At 61.7% G+C, this 15003-nt stretch carries 15 protein-coding genes; 6 read left to right on the forward strand and 9 right to left on the reverse strand.

Features of this window, described 5'->3' with window-relative positions:
* Positions 1–20 precede the first annotated feature (20 nt).
* The 4 genes from hpaD to J3P96_RS11685 form a co-directional block, all read right to left on the reverse strand.
* Positions 21–878 (reverse strand): 3,4-dihydroxyphenylacetate 2,3-dioxygenase, encoded by an 858-nt coding sequence (gene hpaD / locus J3P96_RS11670; protein ID WP_434657232.1) that lies wholly within the window; start codon positions 876–878, stop codon positions 21–23.
* A 206-nt stretch (positions 879–1084) separates the two neighbouring features.
* Complete coding sequence (hpaE, locus tag J3P96_RS11675; protein ID WP_434601046.1) at positions 1085–2545, reverse strand: 5-carboxymethyl-2-hydroxymuconate semialdehyde dehydrogenase; 1461 nt, start codon at positions 2543–2545, stop codon at positions 1085–1087.
* A 5-nt stretch (positions 2546–2550) separates the two neighbouring features.
* On the reverse strand, positions 2551–3321 hold the full coding sequence (locus J3P96_RS11680; protein ID WP_434630390.1) for a fumarylacetoacetate hydrolase family protein: 771 nt from the start codon (positions 3319–3321) through the stop codon (positions 2551–2553).
* Complete coding sequence (locus tag J3P96_RS11685; protein WP_434657235.1) at positions 3318–3995, reverse strand: fumarylacetoacetate hydrolase family protein; 678 nt, start codon at positions 3993–3995, stop codon at positions 3318–3320. The genes J3P96_RS11680 and J3P96_RS11685 overlap by 4 nt, the downstream gene beginning before the upstream one ends.
* A gap of 184 nt (positions 3996–4179) precedes the next feature.
* Here J3P96_RS11685 and hpaA point away from each other — a divergent pair, with 184 nt between their 5' ends.
* Both hpaA and hpaR read left to right on the forward strand, forming a co-directional pair.
* Positions 4180–5085, forward strand: coding sequence for a 4-hydroxyphenylacetate catabolism regulatory protein HpaA (hpaA, locus tag J3P96_RS11690; RefSeq protein WP_434657238.1), 906 nt, complete (start codon positions 4180–4182; stop codon positions 5083–5085).
* Positions 5086–5304: 219 nt separating this feature from the next.
* Entirely contained in the window at positions 5305–5727 is a 423-nt protein-coding gene (gene hpaR / locus J3P96_RS11695; RefSeq protein WP_305500516.1) for a homoprotocatechuate degradation operon regulator HpaR, read from the forward strand.
* A 169-nt stretch (positions 5728–5896) separates the two neighbouring features.
* Here the strand turns inward: hpaR and J3P96_RS11700 are convergent, their stop codons facing one another.
* Positions 5897–6112: a phage infection protein gene (locus J3P96_RS11700; RefSeq protein ID WP_434657240.1), complete on the reverse strand. Its 216-nt coding sequence runs from the start codon at positions 6110–6112 to the stop codon at positions 5897–5899.
* Positions 6113–6612: 500 nt separating this feature from the next.
* Between J3P96_RS11700 and J3P96_RS11705 the strand changes: the two genes are divergently transcribed.
* From J3P96_RS11705 to J3P96_RS11715, 3 genes are read left to right on the forward strand one after another with little or no spacing between them, the layout of a single operon-like run.
* Positions 6613–7158, forward strand: coding sequence for a TRAP transporter small permease (locus J3P96_RS11705; protein WP_434657242.1), 546 nt, complete (start codon positions 6613–6615; stop codon positions 7156–7158).
* Positions 7155–8435, forward strand: a complete 1281-nt coding sequence (locus J3P96_RS11710) for a TRAP transporter large permease subunit (protein ID WP_434601037.1) — start codon at positions 7155–7157, stop codon at positions 8433–8435. Before J3P96_RS11705 ends, J3P96_RS11710 begins: the two co-directional genes overlap by 4 nt.
* 56 nt (positions 8436–8491) lie before the next feature.
* On the forward strand, positions 8492–9511 hold the full coding sequence (locus J3P96_RS11715; protein ID WP_434657245.1) for a TRAP transporter substrate-binding protein: 1020 nt from the start codon (positions 8492–8494) through the stop codon (positions 9509–9511).
* Between the two features lie 404 nt (positions 9512–9915).
* Here J3P96_RS11715 and J3P96_RS11720 read toward each other — a convergent pair whose 3' ends face one another.
* Complete coding sequence (locus tag J3P96_RS11720) at positions 9916–10707, reverse strand: transporter substrate-binding domain-containing protein (RefSeq protein ID WP_434657248.1); 792 nt, start codon at positions 10705–10707, stop codon at positions 9916–9918.
* A gap of 88 nt (positions 10708–10795) precedes the next feature.
* Positions 10796–11449: a TetR family transcriptional regulator gene (locus J3P96_RS11725; protein WP_434657250.1), complete on the reverse strand. Its 654-nt coding sequence runs from the start codon at positions 11447–11449 to the stop codon at positions 10796–10798.
* A 141-nt stretch (positions 11450–11590) separates the two neighbouring features.
* Between J3P96_RS11725 and J3P96_RS11730 the strand changes: the two genes are divergently transcribed.
* Complete coding sequence (locus J3P96_RS11730; RefSeq protein WP_434657252.1) at positions 11591–12811, forward strand: arabinose transporter; 1221 nt, start codon at positions 11591–11593, stop codon at positions 12809–12811.
* Here the strand turns inward: J3P96_RS11730 and J3P96_RS11735 are convergent.
* Together J3P96_RS11735 and J3P96_RS11740 are read right to left on the reverse strand one after the other, a co-directional pair.
* A complete protein-coding gene (locus J3P96_RS11735; protein ID WP_305500528.1) occupies positions 12808–13440 on the reverse strand; it encodes a response regulator in 633 nt (210 codons plus the stop codon). The two genes, J3P96_RS11730 and J3P96_RS11735, sit on opposite strands and share 4 nt — an antisense overlap.
* Before the next feature lie 31 nt (positions 13441–13471).
* Positions 13472–14833 (reverse strand): cache domain-containing protein, encoded by a 1362-nt coding sequence (locus J3P96_RS11740; protein ID WP_434601032.1) that lies wholly within the window; start codon positions 14831–14833, stop codon positions 13472–13474.
* Positions 14834–15003: the final 170 nt, after the last annotated feature.

The raw sequence follows: 15003 nt of genomic DNA on the forward strand, positions 1-15003 counted from the left end.
GAGCCTCCTGCAGCTACTGTTCAGACTGGAAAAATCGCGTTGATCTGGCCGGTGCCGGAGCTGCCGAAGGGTTCGGTGATGATTTCGGCGGGTTTGGCGTAATCCGGCCCGCCGAGCAGCCCCAGCAGCATCGCCGTGTCGTGCATCTTGCCTTCGCCGAAGCAATGTTCGGCGTAGTCCGGCAGCATGGCGCAGAACTCTTTCCAGCGGCCTTCGCGCCACAACTTCACGACGTGCAGATCGACCTGCTTGTCGAATTCCCGCGTCCAGTTGTGGATGTTGGCTTCGGCGTTGCGGTCGTCGGAGAAACGGTGGGACAGCGAGCCGGAGGCCAGGACCAGGACCTTGCGGTCGCTCTTCTCGATGGCCCGGCGCACGGCGGCGCCGAAGGCGAAACTGTCCTGCAGGCGGTGCCAGGCGCACCAGGCGGCAATCGACACCACGTTGAATTTCTGCTCCGCCGGTACATCCATGTGCATGTAGCGCATCGGCACCAAGGTGCCGTATTCCAGCTCGAGGCTGGGGATGTTGTGGGCCAGGGTCCTGATATCGGCGGCATTGGCTTCGGCGGCGATCAACTCGCCCAGCTCCGGGCAACCCGGGTATTCGTACTCCATGTTCTTGATGAAGTGCGGCAGTTCGTTGCTGGTGTAGATGCCTTTGAAATGCGCGCCGCTGTTGACGTGATAAGCGCTGTTGACCAGCCAGTGCACGTCGAACACCACGGCGGTATCGGCGCCGAGTTTACGGGCGCGACGGCCGATTTCCTTGTGCCCGGCGATCGCTGCCGCGCGGCAGCCATGATGCTTGCCGGGCAGCTCGGACAGGTACATCGAGGGAACGTGGCAGATCTTCGCAGCCAGGACGACTTCGCCCATGATGATTCTCCTGAAAAATTGTTCTTGTTAATCTTCAAAATGCTGAATCAGGTCTTGCCGATGAGCTCTCGTGGCGAGGGAGCTTGCTCCCGCTGGGACGGTCCGACGCTTCGGGCGAAGCGGCCCCATTTTTTTTGCGATCGCTGCGCAATCGAGCGGGAGCAAGCTCCCTCGCCACGGGGCCATCGTCGCCAAAGAGGCTTGGGCTACACCCCCCACCGCGGAATATGATGGCTGCCCATGGAGATGCACACGTTCTTGATCTCGGCGAAGACTTCGAAGCTGTACTGTCCGCCTTCGCGGCCGGTTCCGGAACCCTTTACGCCACCGAAAGGCTGGCGCAGGTCGCGCACGTTCTGGCTGTTGATGAACACCATGCCGGCCTCGATGCCGTGAGCCAGGCGATGGGCCTTGCCGATGTCCTGGGTCCAAATATAGGAGGCCAGGCCATATTCGGTAGCGTTGGCCAACCGCAAGGCTTCGGCCTCGTCCTTGAACGGAATCAGGCACACCACCGGGCCGAAGATTTCTTCCTGGGCGATGCGCATGTTGTTGTTCACGTCGGCGAACACCGTCGGCTGGATGAACTGGCCGCGACTCAGATGCGCCGGCAGGTTGGCCGGACGCTCCAGGCCACCGGCGAGCAGGGTGGCGCCTTCTTCGAGACCGATCCTGATGTAGCCGGTGACCTTGTCGTAATGGGCCTGGGTGATCATCGAGCCGACCTGGGTCTTGGGGTCCTGCGGGTCGCCGACGATCAGGCGTCTGGCGCGGGCGGCGAACTCGGCTACGAATTGTGGGTAGACACTTTCCTGGATGAAGATCCGGCTGCCGGCGGTGCAGCGCTCGCCGTTCAACGAGAAGATGGTGAACAGTGCCGCGTCGAGGGCACGGTCAAGATCGGCGTCTTCGAAAATCAGTACCGGTGACTTGCCGCCCAGTTCCATCGAGTACTTTTTAAGGCCCGCGGTCTGCATGATTTTCTTGCCGGTGGCGGTGCCGCCGGTGAAAGAAATCGCTCGCACGTCCGGGTGACGCACCAACGCATCGCCGGCCGTGGCGCCGTAGCCCTGGATCACGTTGAGCACCCCGTTGGGAATGCCGGCCTCGACGGCCAGGCGCCCGAGTTCGTTGGCGGTCAGCGGCGACAGCTCGGACATTTTCAGCACGGCGGTATTGCCCAGTGCCAGGCACGGCGCGGTCTTCCAGGTCGCGGTCATGAACGGCACGTTCCACGGCGAGACCAAGGCGCAGACACCCACCGGCTGGTACAGGGTGTAGTTGAGCATCTGGTCGTCGACCGGGTAGGTGTGACCGTCCATCCGGGTGCAGACTTCGGCGAAGAAATCGAAGTTGTGAGAAGCCCTTGGGATCAGCACGTTCCTGGTCTGGTGGATTGGCAAGCCGGTGTCGAGGGTTTCCAGTTCGGCCAGTTTCGGCACGTTCTGTTCGATCAGCTCGCCGAGTTTGCGCATCAGCCGGGCCCGTTCTTTCGCCGGGGTGTTGGCCCATTTCGGAAACGCTGCCTTGGCCGCCGCGACTGCCTGGGCGACTTCCTCGGCGCCGCCGCTGGCGACTTCGCCAATGGCCTCGCCGGTGGCGGGGTTGTAGTTGACGAAGACGTCTTTGCTCTCGACCTCACGGCCATCGATCCAGTGTTTGATCATGCTGCTCAAGCCTCTTTCCGGGACGCGAAGAACTCGGCTTCGCTGACGATTGTGTTGACCAGGCGACCGACGCCTTCCACTTCCACGACCACTTCATCGCCCGGCACCACATCGGCCAGGCCTTCGGGCGTGCCGGTGGCGATCATGTCGCCGGGTTGCAGGGTCATGAAGCTGGACAGGTATTCGATGAGGTAGGGAATGTCGAAGATCATGTCCTTGGTGCTGCCTTGCTGGCGCAACTCGCCATTGATCCAGGTGCGCAAGGTCAGGTTGCCGGGGTCGGCAACATCGGCAACGTCGACGATGTATGGGCCGACCGGTGTCGTGGCGTCGCGGTTCTTCACCCGCAGGTTGGGGCGGTAGTAGTTTTCCAGGTAGTCGCGGATCGCGTAGTCGTTGCAGACGGTGTAGCCGGCCAGGTAGTCCAGCGCGTCCTCACGCTTGACGTTGCGCGCCGGTTTGCCGATGACCGCCACCAGCTCGCACTCGTAGTGCATGTAGGCAACGTTGTCGGGGCGCCAGGTGATCTGGTTGTGGCCGGTGTAGGTGCCGGGGGATTTGATGAAGGCCAGCGGTTCGGTCGGCGGCTTGAACGCCAACTCCGCAGCGTGATCGGCATAGTTCAGGCCCAGGGCGAACATGCTGCCGGTGGCCGGTGGCAGCCACTGCACCTGGTTCTCGGCCAGCAGCCGACCGTTGGCCAGGCGCACGGCGTTATCGTTCTCGACCGTGACGGCGTGGACCCGGCCTTCAAAGTGAATGCGTGCGCGTTTCATGAGGCGGCTCCTGTTTCCTCGGCCACGATGGTATTGACGAGTCGGCCGATGCCGCTGATGTCCACTTCGACGCGATCGCCGGGCAGTACATCGACCCGGCCCTCGGGCGTGCCGGTGATCAAGACATCGCCGGCATGCAGGGTCATGAACTCGCTGATCTCGGCGATCAAGCGGGGGATGTCGCGAACGAAATTGGCCGTGTTGTTCTGCTGGCGAACCTCGCCGTTGACGTACAGCGTGACCGCCAGGCTGTGGGGGTCGGCCACGTCGGCGCTGGGCACCAGGTCGGGACCGATGGCGCAAAAGCCATCCCGGCACTTGGCCTTGACGGCGGGGCGGTAGTAGCTGTCCTCCGGCAGGCTGAATTCATTGACCACGGTGTAGCCGGCCACGTAGTTCAGCGCCTCGTCGGCGCTGACGCGGCTGGCGGACTTGCCCATCACCACACCCAACGCCGGCCCGGGTTGCAGGCGCTCGCCCTGGCCTGGATGAATCACCTCGGCTTCGTGCTGGTTGCGGGTGTTCGGCGTCTTGATGAACAGCACGGGCTTGAGCGGCGGCTTCTGGTAAGGCGCTTGCTCGAACTCGGCGAGGCGCTGCTTCAGCAGCCCCTGGTAGTTCAGCGCGACCCCGAACAGGGTGCCGGTCGCGACGTCATGCAGGGCACGGCTCATGCTTGTCTCCTGGGATGGCAGAGACCAGTGCTCTGCGGATATTGTTAACGTGTTAACAGTTATAATTAAGATGTTAACTATCGTCAAGCGTGGCAGAATCTTCCGGCACTGGTTGCCCTGCCGATTTCGGCGCAGCATGAGCGCAGGCAGTGGCCTGAATCAGAATAAAAACGAGTAATGCGTGATGACCGACCGGCAGCCGATCCCGAACATCAACATTGGCCAGGTGTACGACCAGCGCTACAGAGATGCCGAAGTGCATTACGACCGGCTCGCCAACCTGGCCGGCTTTTTTGGGCGCAACATGCCGGTCCATCGGCATGACCGGTTCTTCCAGGTTCACTACGTCAAGAGCGGCACCGTGCGGGTGTATCTGGATGATCGGCAATACGTCGAATCAGGGCCGATGTTTTTTCTCACGCCGCCGACCATTCCCCACGCTTTTGTTACCGAAGCCGACAGCGACGGACACGTACTGACGGTGCGTCAGCAACTGGTGTGGCAATTGATCGATGCCGATCCGAGCCTGGCGCCGGCGGGCGTGCAGATGCCGGCGTCCTGCGTCGCGCTGGCGCAGTTGGGGCCGGAACAGGCGGGGGAGGTGCGGCGGCTGGACTGCCTGTTCGAGGAATTGAGCGAAGAGGTGACGGCCGGGCGGCCGGGGCGCAGCGCGGCGCTGGACGGCTTGACGCGGCTGATCATGATCAGCCTGCTGCGGCTGTGCTCCAACTCCCTGGAAGCCAGGCCGGCGCGGCATGAAGACCTGAAGATCTTCCACCGTTTTAATGAGTTGATCGAAGCGCATTATTTCCAGCACTGGCCCCTGTCGCGTTATGCCGCGGACATTGGCGTGACCGAGGCGCGCCTCAACGACGTGTGTCGACGAATCGCCGACCTGCCTTCCAAGCGCTTGATCATGGAGCGCCTGATGCAGGAGGCCAAGCGGCTGCTGTTGTTCACCGGCAGCTCTGCCAATGAAATCTGCTACCAGCTCGGCTTCAAGGACCCCGCGTATTTCAGCCGGTTCTTCCAGCGTTACGCCAGGCTGACACCGGGGGAGTATCGGCAGCGGCAGTCGGGATTGCGTTGAGGGGAACTCACATCAACCGTGGCGAGGGGATTTATCCCCGCTGGGCTGCGAAGCAGCCCCCCTGATTCCTGTTGATGTACCGAGTTGTCAGGCTTTAGGGTCGCTTCGCGCCCCAGCGGGGCGGTGCGACGTTTCGCTAAATCCCCTCGCCACGGTTGCTCTTGCAGCGCTGTGATAGCGACACTAAGCTGCCGACTCGCCCATCCATACAGTTAGAACATGGCCAACCCGAGACCCTCACTGACGCTGACTCTGCTGCAAGCCCGCGAAGCGGCGATGGCTTTTTTTCGTCCGGCGCTGAACCAGCATGATCTTACGGAGCAGCAGTGGCGAGTGATCCGCATTCTGCACCAGCAGGGTGAGTTGGAGAGCCACCAGCTCGCCCATCAGGCCTGCATCCTCAAGCCCAGCATGACCGGCGTGCTCACTCGCCTGGAGCGCGACGGGCTGGTGCGGCGGCAGAAATCCAGCCAGGACCAGCGTCGGGTTTTCGTTGGCCTGACCGAGCGCGGCCAGCAGTGTTTCGTGTCCATGAGCGAAGGCATGGAAAGCAACTACCGGCGGATCGAGGAACAGTTCGGCGAAGAAAAAATGCAGCAGCTGCTGGGTTTGCTCAATGAGTTGAAAAACATCAAGCCCTGAACCTTGAGCCTTTGCCCTTAGAGCTTTTCGTGGCGAGGGAGCTTGCTCCCGCTGGGCTGCGCAGCAGCCCCAAAACCATTCAACCCGGTTCTCCAGGAAAAACCGGCTGGCAGATTGACGACTGCTGCGCAGCCGAGCGGGAGCAAGCTCCCTCGCCACAACAGCGCTTTCATGCGGTGCTGCGTTCACGCAGCTCCTGCAACCGATCAGCCCCGCCTTCGGCCACGCGATTCTGAATCAGACGATCAGAGCCACCCTCAGCCAGCTGCTGCGCAGCATGGCCATGGGAAGGGGAGCTCTTGGCCGAGGCCGCCGTTGACAAGCCGACACCGCCAACCAGCGTCAGGGCGATTGCGAGGGATGAAAGTTTCGAGAAATTGAACATGGTGATTCTCCTTGCGCGTTATTGAGTGGGCCGTGGCAGCGCCTGTGTGCTGCTGTCCGGTGTGTGCAGTTAAACGCGCAGGTGTATCGGCGATGTGTGCCGGTAAGGCGTGAAATCGGCGAATTCGTATCAATTCGCTGCCCATATACACAGCGATACAAATCCCGCCGTGACCAGCGGGTCAGACCCGTAATCCGCTGACCAGTGATCGATAATCGCACGCTAGTTCCGTCTTGATCCGTGCTGAGGCGTTGCAAGGTTATTGACCGGATTAACTGGGTAGTACATTTTAGCTGGCACTCAGCCTCGCCATGCCCAGGCAAGGCCATAATAAAAAACAGAGGTCCTCATGCGCTCCCGTCCAATGGCTTTCGCCCCGTCCCACGCCTCCAGCTCCGGTATCTGCCGGGACGTTTCAGTTTCGATCCGATAGCGCACGCGTTTGCGCTCTGTCGCGCCGGATGCATGTCGGCGCTCGGTCAACCTGTGAGGTCTTCAAGATGACAAAAGTCGTCGATCTGTATTTCAAGCTGCTGAAGCTGCTGATTGTCCTGTGCATGGTCGCGATGATCGTGCTGGTGTTTGGCAACGTCGTGCTGCGCTATGCGTTCAACTCCGGCATCAGCGTTTCGGAAGAACTGTCGCGCTGGTTCTTCGTCTGGATGATTTTCCTCGGCGCCCTGGTGGCGCTCAAGGACCGCGCCCATCTGGGCATGAACAGCCTGGTCAAGCGCTTGCCGCCCGCCGGCAAGCGTGCCTGCCTGGTCATCAGCCATCTGCTGATGCTGTATATCTGCGGCTTGATCGTCAGCGGCAGCTGGCAACAGGCGGTGATCAACCTGGACGTGGTCGCGCCGGCTTCGGGTCTGTCGATGGCGTTGTTCTACGCCGCCGGCCTGGTGTTCGGCGTCAGCGCCACCGTCATTCTGCTGTATGAACTGTACCTGGCGCTGTTCGGTAAACTCGCGGATGACGAGCTGGTGATGGTCGAAGCCAGCGATCCTTCGGCAACCAACCACGACACCCTCAAAGGTAGCCGCCCATGACCTTGGCCATTTTCCTCGGGTCGTTGATGGGCAGCATGGCGCTGGGTATGCCGATTGCCTTTGCCTTGCTGGTGGTCAGCGTCGCGCTGATGTTCTACCTGGACCTGTTCGATGCCCAGATCATCGCGCAGAACCTGCTCAATGGCGCTGATAGCTTTCCGTTGATGGCCGTGCCGTTCTTCATGCTTGCCGGTGAGGTCATGAATGTCGGCGGCCTGTCCAAGCGTATCGTCAACATTGCCATGGCGCTGGTGGGGCACAAGCGCGGAGGCCTGGGTTATGTCGCGATCATCGCCTCCTGCCTGTTGGCGTCGCTATCCGGTTCGGCGGTGGCTGATGCCGCGGCACTGGCAGCGCTGCTGGTGCCGATGATGGTGCTGGCCGGGCACAACCGAGGGCGTTCGGCCGGGCTGATCGCCGCTGGCAGCACCATCGCGCCGGTCATTCCGCCGAGCATCGGTTTCATCGTTTTTGGCGTGGCCTCCGGGGTATCGATCTCCAAGCTGTTCCTGGCCGGAATTGTGCCCGGGCTCATGCTCGGTGCCGGGCTCGCCATCGCCTGGTGGTTCATCTCCCGCCGCGAGAATGTCGAGACGGCGCCCAAGCGCTCCCGTGCCGAGGTACTGCGCACATTGCTGGACGGCAGTTGGGCGATGGGCCTGCCGCTGATCATCATCCTCGGCCTCAAGTTCGGCATCTTCACCCCCACGGAAGCGGCGGTGGTCGCGGCGGTCTATTCGCTGTTCGTGTCGTTGGTGATCTACCGGGAAATGAAGATCAGCCAGCTGTACGAAGTGATCCTGTCATCGGCCAGGACCACCTCGGTGGTGATGTTGCTGGTGGCGGCCGCGATGGTCTCGTCGTGGCTGGTGACCATCGCCGACCTGCCGGGCCAGTTGGCCGACCTGCTGGCGCCGTTCATGGACAACCAGACCCTCCTGCTGCTGGTGATGATGGCGCTGATCATCCTGGTCGGCACGGTGATGGACATGACCCCGACCATCCTCATCCTCACGCCGGTGCTGATGCCCGCGGTGATCCAGGCGGGCATCGACCCGGTGTACTTCGGCGTGCTGTTTCTGATCAACACCGCGATTGGCCTGATCACGCCGCCGGTGGGCACGGTGCTCAACGTGGTCTGCGGCGTGGCGAAGCTGGAATTCGAGGAAATCGTGCGTGGCGTGTGGCCGTTCATGCTTGCGCAATTTGCGGTGCTGTTCCTGCTGGTGCTGTTCCCTCAGCTCGTCCTGGGACCGTTGAAGTTCTTCACCGGTTGATGCCGGTGCAATCCGTAGCAGCTCGAAACCAACAACAATAAAGATCGGAGACTGACATGCAAAAACTGATGAAAACCCTGCTGGCCGGGGCCTGCGCAACAGGCTTGCTGCTCGGCAGCGTGGCCGGCCACGCCGCTGAGATCCGCGAGCGCACCCTGCGTTTTGCCTTCCAGAACGTCAAGGAACATCCGCAAGGGCAGGGCGCGCAGAAGTTTGCCGACCTGCTCAGTGAAAAGAGCGGCGGCAAGCTCAAGGTTCGTCTGTTCCCTGGCGGAACCCTGGGCGGCGATGTGCAGACCGTCTCGGCCCTGCAAGGCGGCACGCTGGATATCACGGTGCTGAACTCCGGCATCCTCGCTGCCCAGGCCGCGGATTTCGCCATGCTCGATTTCCCGTTCCTGTTCAACAACGCCGAGGAAGCCCACGCGGTCATCGACGGGCCGGTCGGCCAGAAACTCGCGGCGCAGTTGGACAGCAAGGGCCTGGTCGGCCTGGGTTACTGGGACCTGGGGTTTCGTCACCTGACCAACAGCAAGCATCCGGTGGCGAAACTTGAAGACATGCAGGGCTTGAAGGTTCGTGTCATCCAGTCGCCGATCTATCTGGAAACCTTCAGTGCCCTGGGCGCCAACCCGGTGCCGATGGCTTTCCCGGAGGTCTATACCGGCCTGGAGCAACACACTATTGATGGTCAGGAAAACCCGTTCACGGTGATCGAAGGCAACAAATTCTACGAGGTGCAGAAGTACCTTTCGGTGACAGGCCACATCTTCAATCCGCAGTCGTTGATCATCAGCCAGAAAACCTGGAACCGCCTCAACGACGATGAAAAGGCGCTGATCCGCGAGGCCGCGAGCGAGGCGCAGAAGTTCCAGCGTGAAGTCACCGCGGCGAGCATGGACAAGGCCAAGGCGACGCTGGCGGGCGCCATGACCGTCAACGAAATCACCCCGGCCGAGAAAGATCGTTTCCGCGAACGCGTGCAGCCGGTGATCGATAAATTCGCCAGATCCCTGGACGGTGAGCTGGTAAAGATGATGTACGCCGAAATCGCCAAGGTGCGGGCGGGGCAGTGAGACCCCTTTAGAGACCCTGAACTGTGGGAGCGAGCTTGCTCGCGATAGCGGAGTGTCAGTTGATGAAATGTCGACTGATCTGGCGCCTTCGCGAGCAGGCTCGCTCCCACAGTGGTTTTGGGTTGAATTCAGGATCTGCATGCGCCACAGATGCTCTTGTGGGAGCGAGCCTGCTCGCGAAAGCGGGGTGTCAGTCAATGATGATATCGACTGACCTGGCGCCATCGCGAGCAGGCTCGCTCCTACAGTGGTTTTGGGTTGGATTCAGGATCTGCGTGCGCGAAAGATGCTCTTGTGGGAGCGGGCTTGCTCGCGATAGCGGTGTGTCAGTCAATGGAGATGTCGACTGAGCGGACGCCTTCGCGAGCAGGCTCGCTCCCACAGGTTTTATATTTGCAGATACATCACTGGGCGCCGGGGACGGCCAGCCACTGTCCGATCACTTTCTGGTAGCTGCCATTGGCCTTGCTCAGGTGCAGCCACTGGTCGACGTACATTTTCCAGGTGTGGTCATCGCGCGGCAGCAGGTAGGCCTTCTCGCCGTATTGCAGGTACTGGGTCGGGTTGACGGCGCACAGGCCCGGCTTGAGTTTCTGCTGGTAGAGCGCTTCGGAGGCGTCGGTGATCATTACGTCGGCGCGTTTTTCCAGAAGCTCCTGGAAGATGGTCACGTTGTCATGGAAAGCCAGCTGGCCCTTGGGCAGGAATGCCCGCACGAAGGCTTCGTTGGTGCCCCCGGCCGGCTCGACAAGACGCACCGAAGGCTGGTTCATCTGCTCGATGGTCTGGTAGCGCGACTGGTCTTCGCAACGCACCAGGGGGATCTTGCCGTCAACGTCCAGGGTGCTGCTGAAATAGGCTTTTTTCTGCCGTTCCAGGGTCACCGAAATCCCGCCCATGCCGAGGTCACATTTGCCGGCCAACATGTCTGGCATCAGGGTTTTCCAGGTGGTCTGGACCCATTGCACCTTGACGCCGAGGCTGCTGGCGAGGGAACGGGCCATGTCGATGTCGATGCCCTCGTATTCACCCGATGCGGCCTTGTAGGTATAGGGCTTGTAGTCGCCTGTCGTGCACACCCGCAGTTCACCTTGTTGCAGGACCTTGTCCAGGTGCGAAGGGGTTGGCTCGGCCAGGGCGCTGCCGCAGAGCGCCAGCAGGCCACAGAACGTCATCGTGCTTGTTATGGTTTTCATGGATCGGACGTCTCGCAAAGGGAGGGACAAGACGGGCGAGTGTAGTAAAAGTGTCGGCGGGCTGTCACCGGATCGTCGGGACGAGCAGTCAGCCTGGCGCGATCCCGGCGGCTTTCTGCCGCAGACTCTCCAGATAGGCACAGAACATATCGGCCATGGCATCGGCATAGGCCCGGATTTCCTCGCCGGAGCGTGGCGTTGCCGAAAATCGCTTACCCACGGAACCGAGCGTGGTGATGATCAGGTCACCGGCCAGGGCGCGGGTCTGCGCGCTGGCTTCCGGCAGCACTTGTTGCATGAAAGCGTCCACCGATTGCTGCACCGAGATTCGCGCCGTCTGATGTTCGGGGGCATCGCGGTAGAGCGGGGCGGCGTCATTGAGGGCGATGCGTATCTGCGCCTCGTCGCATTCGGACTGGATGAACGCCTGCACCAGATCCCTCAATCGCTGCAGAGGCGGCTTGCCCTGGTCCTCGAGAATGTCCCGCAGCATGGCGGTGGTTTGTTGCCACTCGTCACTCTGCAACCGGAACAGGATCGCCGCCTTGTTCGGGAAGTATTGATACACCGACCCGACGCTGACGCCCGCGCGCTCCGCCACACGAGCCACGGTGAAACGCGGGGCGCCGTGGCTTGCCAGAACCTGAACAGCCGCCTCCAGGACGGCCGCCACGAGTTCGGTGGAGCGGGCCTGTTTCGGCTGTTTGCGCGAGGAAATCTGCGGGCTTGGGCGTTCGGACATGAAGTTCATGCACCTCGAAAGGAATGCGAATAGGCAATGCGACGGATTATTCGTATCTTGAATGCGACTAATTGATCGCATTCTAGTCGGCTGCACAGACGCCGTTCAACTTCACTTCGCTTCCTTTCCATGGGTAGGGTCATGACTCAAAATCTTCATCACGGCGCCGCATCGGCGCTCGGGGCAACCGTCGAGGCCAATCCGGCGCTCAAGCTGTTGCCGCTCACACTGACCGTGTTTGTCGGTTTCCTCACCATCGGCATGCAATTGCCGGTCTTGCCGCTGCACCTGCATGACACGCTGGGCATGGGCACGCTGGTGATTGGCCTAGTGGTCGGGGCACAGTTCGCCGCGGCGCTGCTGTCACGGGCCTGGGCCGGCAATTTTGCCGACCTGCGTGGCGGCAAGCGCGCGGTCATGGCCGGTCTGGTGACGGCCGCCGTTTCCGGGCTGGTCTACCTGCTTTCCCTGGCGTTCGTTGCCGCGCCGGTTACGTCGGTCTGGCTTTTGTCGGGCGGCCGCGTGCTGCTGGCGATCGGGGAAAGCCTCATCGTTACCGGAGCGATGGGCTGGGGCATCGGTCTGGTGGGGCCGCAGCATGCCGGCAAGGTCATGGCCTGGAACGGCATCGCCATGTACGGCTCCTACGCACTGGGTGCGCCGCTCGGTGTTGCGTTGAATGCCGGTTGGGGCTTCGTGGGTATCGTCCTGGCCTCGATGTTCGTGCCGCTGCTGGCCTTGGCGATTGTCGCCGGCGTGCGCGCCGTCGCCCCTACGGCGACCCGGCGTACACCGTTCTACAAGATGCTCGGCGCTGTCTGGGTTCCCGGCCTGGGGTTGGCGTTCTGCAGCGTCGGTTTTGGTGTTCTCACGGCGTTTATCGCCCTGTTGTTCGCGGCCCGGGAGTGGGGCAACGCCTCGTTGGCGTTCACCGCGTTCGGCGTGGCGTTCATCGGTGCGCGGCTGCTGTTCGGGCACCTTCCGGACAAGATTGGTGGCGCCCGTGTGGCACTGGTCTGTGTGTTGATCGAAAGCGTTGGGCTGCTGCTGATCTGGAGCGCCGACAGCGCGACCAGCGCCTACCTGGGGGCGGCACTCACCGGTTTCGGTTATTCCCTGGCGTTTCCCGGCTTTGGCGTGGAAGCGGTGCGGCGTGCACCACCGCAGGCTCGCGGTCTCGCCATGGGCGCCTATGTCGCCTTTCTCGATATTGCCTTGGGCATCACCAGCCCGCTGGCCGGCCTGTTGGCGAGTGGCTGGGGCATTGGTGCGGTTTACCTGGGCGGCGCTATCGCCGTGGCGCTGTCGTTTGTAGTGGCTTTGGTGTTGCTCGGAAGGCAGCCAGGCAAGCTCCCTCGCTAGCGGGATACAAGTCCGTGATCGATCGCGTATTTCACCAGCGCCGCAGGCTTGTCGATATTGAGTTTGCGGCGGATGCTCAGGCGGTGGGTTTCGACGGTACGTACGCTGATGTCCAGTTCACGGGCCATTTCCTTGTTGTTGAGCCCCTCGACCATTTTCGCCAGGACCTGGCTCTCGCGCGGCGTCAGTTCGCTGTCGGTGTTCGGGTCGGTGGCGAGGCGCTGGGCGATCTCGGCGCTGTAGAAGGTGCCGCCGCCGATGATGGCTTCGATGGCGGCAATGATCTCCTTGGAAGGTGAATTCTTCAGGACGTAACCGCTGGCACCGGCGCGCACGGATTCACTGATGTACTCATGATTGTCGTACATGCTCAGGATGAGGATCTTCAAGCCGGGGTATTGCTTGCCCAGCAGCCGGGTCAGCTCGAGGCCGTTCATGTCCTTCAGGCCGATGTCCATCAGCAGCAGGTCCGGCTGGCAGCGCCCGACCATGTCGATCGCTTGCGCGCCGTTCTCCGCTTCGCCGACCACGTCCAGGCGGGGCATGACGGACAGCAGCGCGCGAATGCCGTCACGAACCAGCGAGTGATCGTCGACCAGGGCGACGCGTATGGCGGGGGGCAGGGTCATGGGCAGGTGCTCTTGTGGAAATGAACGCGCATCAACTTTCCGTGGCCGACAGGGTCATGGGCAACAGGATATCCAGTTCGCTTCGTCCCGGAACCGAGGTCATTTCCAGGCGCCCGCCAAAATGCTCGACCCGTTCGCGGATATTACGCAGGCCGATGCCGGTGTGACCACGCTCGACCTGCGGGACGTTGAAGCCCATCCCGTCATCCACCACGGTCAGGCGCAGGGATTGACCCGAACCGAACAGGGTGATGGCGACTCGTTTCGCCCCGGCGTGTCGCTCGATGTTGGTCAGCGCCTCCTGGGCAATCCGGAACAGCGAGACCGGGGCGCCGTTTTCCAGGCGACAGTCGAATTCGTTGCTTCGGTAGGACACTTCCAGGCCACTGCGCTGTTCGAATTCGGCCGCGAGCTGGCCGATGGCGGCGGGCAGGCCCAGGGTATCGAGCAACGAGGAACGCAAATCATGGGAAATACTGCGGATCTCACCGATCGCTTCGCCCAGTCGATCGGTGGCATTCTTCAAGATGCCGAGGCCATTTTCCTGGCCGTTCTCGATCACATGGCTGGCCAGTTCGAACTGGAACTTGATCGAAACCAACAGCTGGCTGATGCCGTCGTGGAGTTCGCGAGACACCCGTGAGCGCTCTTCCTCCTGCAAGCTGACTATACGCTGGTTCAAGCGCTGCAGTTTCTTGTCGGCCAGGCGATGCTCGCTGACATTGAGGGTGATGCCGCCGGCAAACACCAGCAGCACCGCGACCAACGCGATGGCGGCGATGGCCTGCATGGTGGTGTGGATGCCCTGGGCCACTTCGGCGCGAGCCTGCTGGGTGGCGCGTTCGACGTCTTCCAGGTAGATCCCGGTGCCCAGCATCCAGCCCCAACGATCGAGCATCACGACGTAGGCGAGCTTGTCGGTTACCTGGCCGGAGGAGGGCTTGTTCCAGGCATAGCGCTGAAAGCCTTCGCCTGATTCGGCGCTCTTGAGCAAGGCCTGGATGACGGGCAGGCCTTGAGGATCCTTCATGTCCCAGAGATATTGCCCCACCAGCTCCGACTGGCGGGCATGCATCAGGCTGCGACCCTGGCGGTCGTAGACGAAAAAATAACCATTGATGCCAAAGCTGAGCTTGCGCAGTTCTTCCAGCACCTGCTGTTGTGCCCGCGCATCTCCCTGGCCGTCGTTGTACAACGGGGCGATCAGGCTCTGCGCCATCTCTACGTAGTTCTTCAGCTCGGCGCGTTTACTGGCCAGGATACTGTCTTCGATCAGCTGCGCCTGTTGGTCACCCAACTGGCGATTGAGCGAGATGACCAAGGCACCAATAACGGCAATCGCCAGGACCAGTGGCAGGATCCCGAGAGCGACGATCTTGTGTTTGAGCAGCATCTGTACTCCTGTCCGGATCCGGCGGGGAGGCGAATGGCGGCATCATATGCCAAACCCATGGGCGAAACATAAAACCTGTGGGAGCGAGCCCGTGTGGGAGCAGGCTCGCTCCCACAGGGAGGAAGGGGCATCTACGTAGTACTACGGATTTATTTATTGACGGCCAGCAG

The sequence above is a fragment of the Pseudomonas sp. R3-56 genome (assembly GCF_051132075.1).
GTDB lineage: Bacteria > Pseudomonadota > Gammaproteobacteria > Pseudomonadales > Pseudomonadaceae > Aquipseudomonas.

What these genes read in the sequence shown, in the direction of transcription:
- hpaA (WP_434657238.1), top strand. Translation starts at nt 4,180, where the DNA reads ATGACCGACCGGCAGCCGATCCCGAACATCAACATTGGCCAGGTGTAC.
- J3P96_RS11730 (WP_434657252.1), top strand. Translation starts at nt 11,591, where the DNA reads ATGACTCAAAATCTTCATCACGGCGCCGCATCGGCGCTCGGGGCAACC.
- J3P96_RS11685 (WP_434657235.1), bottom strand. Translation starts at nt 3,995, where the DNA reads ATGAGCCGTGCCCTGCATGACGTCGCGACCGGCACCCTGTTCGGGGTC.
- J3P96_RS11740 (WP_434601032.1), bottom strand. Translation starts at nt 14,833, where the DNA reads ATGCTGCTCAAACACAAGATCGTCGCTCTCGGGATCCTGCCACTGGTC.
- J3P96_RS11680 (WP_434630390.1), bottom strand. Translation starts at nt 3,321, where the DNA reads ATGAAACGCGCACGCATTCACTTTGAAGGCCGGGTCCACGCCGTCACG.
- J3P96_RS11735 (WP_305500528.1), bottom strand. Translation starts at nt 13,440, where the DNA reads ATGACCCTGCCCCCCGCCATACGCGTCGCCCTGGTCGACGATCACTCG.
- J3P96_RS11715 (WP_434657245.1), top strand. Translation starts at nt 8,492, where the DNA reads ATGCAAAAACTGATGAAAACCCTGCTGGCCGGGGCCTGCGCAACAGGC.
- hpaE (WP_434601046.1), bottom strand. Translation starts at nt 2,545, where the DNA reads ATGATCAAACACTGGATCGATGGCCGTGAGGTCGAGAGCAAAGACGTC.
- J3P96_RS11725 (WP_434657250.1), bottom strand. Translation starts at nt 11,449, where the DNA reads ATGTCCGAACGCCCAAGCCCGCAGATTTCCTCGCGCAAACAGCCGAAA.
- J3P96_RS11700 (WP_434657240.1), bottom strand. Translation starts at nt 6,112, where the DNA reads ATGTTCAATTTCTCGAAACTTTCATCCCTCGCAATCGCCCTGACGCTG.
- hpaD (WP_434657232.1), bottom strand. Translation starts at nt 878, where the DNA reads ATGGGCGAAGTCGTCCTGGCTGCGAAGATCTGCCACGTTCCCTCGATG.
- J3P96_RS11710 (WP_434601037.1), top strand. Translation starts at nt 7,155, where the DNA reads ATGACCTTGGCCATTTTCCTCGGGTCGTTGATGGGCAGCATGGCGCTG.
- J3P96_RS11705 (WP_434657242.1), top strand. Translation starts at nt 6,613, where the DNA reads ATGACAAAAGTCGTCGATCTGTATTTCAAGCTGCTGAAGCTGCTGATT.
- J3P96_RS11720 (WP_434657248.1), bottom strand. Translation starts at nt 10,707, where the DNA reads ATGAAAACCATAACAAGCACGATGACGTTCTGTGGCCTGCTGGCGCTC.
- hpaR (WP_305500516.1), top strand. Translation starts at nt 5,305, where the DNA reads ATGGCCAACCCGAGACCCTCACTGACGCTGACTCTGCTGCAAGCCCGC.